At 32.3% G+C, this 1,934-nt stretch carries 1 protein-coding gene; it reads right to left on the reverse strand.

The window, feature by feature from the left end:
• Window positions 1-323 precede the first annotated feature (323 nt).
• Window positions 324-1,283 (reverse strand): alpha/beta hydrolase, encoded by a 960-nt coding sequence (locus BPMYX0001_RS29115; protein ID WP_018783736.1) that lies wholly within the window; start codon window positions 1,281-1,283, stop codon window positions 324-326.
• Window positions 1,284-1,934: the final 651 nt, after the last annotated feature.

A 1,934-nucleotide genomic window follows, 5' to 3' on the forward strand; every position in this document is an offset into this window, starting at 1 on the left:
CTTTCGTATTTCAATGTCAACTAAGTTTTTTATTTCGTTTGTCACGTTTTGCTTTGTTGCATCGGCGACTTCTAATATATTACACACTTATCATTATAAAAGCAATACCTTTTTAAAACAAAATTCAAATTCCCCATTAAATATAGAAGATAAGACTTTAATCCGTTAGATTTCTTTATCCTCACTTAAATTTAACCATCACTTATCCACGCATAACATTTAGATAGAAAGACTCCCTATTTAAGCTACAATCAATGTATCCCCTATATATAAAGAAAGAATCTTTCACTTTTAATAGCGAAAGATTCTTTCTAAATCTATACTTATGCTGGAATGTATTTTCCAATAAATCCCCATACAGTATTCCAATATTTCTCCGAATCTATTTTTTCAGCTTCTCCATGACCTGCACCTGGCACAATCAATTTCTCTTTTTTCACCTTTGCAGCATTATACACTTCATCCAACATTTCAAAAGGAACAAATGTATCTGCATCTCCATGGATAAACAACATCGGAGTTTTACTTTTTGCAACTTGCTTGACGGCCGATCCCTCATTCAAGTCATAACCAGCACGGAGTTTTGTAATTGTATTCGCCGCATTCATAACAGGGAATTTTGGTAAATGAAATAGATCTTTTAATTGATACGTGAATTCATCTATAACAGATGAATAACCACAATCTTCAATAATAACCTTAACATTGGCAGGTAACTCTTCTCCGGAAGTCATCATAACAGTTGCGCCTCCCATAGAAATACCGAACAGAGCTATTTCCGCTTGCGGATCTTTCTTTAATACATACTGAATCCACTGCGTAACATCCTTACGATCATGCCACCCCATACCAATATAATCACCTTGACTATTGCCATGACCACGAAGATCAGGTGCTACTACACTATAACCCTTTTCATAAAAATGGCGAATGTATTTTGTCATTTCCAAGGCTCTTCCATTATATCCGTGAACCACGATTGACCATTTATGACTAGATTCCTGATTACGATATTCATAGCCAGTTAGTTTCAAGTTATCAAAAGAACGTATAGACGTCGTACTTGGTTGATGTTTTGATAAGAATTCTGTATTTTTCATTTCATCAGTGGCTACTACATTACCCGATACAGTTACAGTTTTCTTTAAATGAGGGTTTCCCTCTAAAAATTCTTTTTCTTGTTTCGCATTTAGCGCATAGTTATAAAAGTAGTTCCCAACTAGCATATACGCAATAACTAGGAGGAGTAAAACTACTATTGTAACAATACTTATTTTCTTCATTCTTTGAATCCCTTCTCTATGATGTATATTTTAAAAACACCTTATATTATATCAAATTCGAATATAACGCCCTCCTACTTCATCAAGATTTTTACTAAGCTAGAATAGTAGGTCTCCTTAAAATTTACAATCGAGAAAAAGAAGCGAATAACAAAGAAAGAACTATTCATAGTAATGCGCAAGTAACAAACTTTCCTTAACAAAATATTCACTATGAATATTTTGTTAAGGAAAGCAATATTATGTTTTAATCGCCCTATTGTATAACGAAAGAACATAACTAGTTCGACTTCTTTCTTTTCTAACGAATCCATATGCCCATTCGCTATAGTTTCCTAATATTGAATCTATTATAGATACAACATTAGGAAACTTTGAAATCCAAATACTACAGATTATTTTTAATGAATTTGAATTATAACGGAAAATATTTGAACCTTATACCCTAGAAGAGTCTATTTATTGTACTCTACCAGACGATCTATTAGATATCTATAAAAATCTTAAAGAAGACATCTTATTATATGAGAAGAACGAATTCAACAAAGCTACTTAGCATTGGAAATTTCTTTTAGAGGCTCAATAAGATTCACATACTGTGCAATATGCACATTACATTTCGAAAAATTTTATTAAAGATCTTCAATAAGC

It is taken from the genome of Bacillus pseudomycoides DSM 12442 (assembly GCF_000161455.1).
In the GTDB taxonomy this organism is placed as follows: domain Bacteria; phylum Bacillota; class Bacilli; order Bacillales; family Bacillaceae_G; genus Bacillus_A; species Bacillus_A pseudomycoides.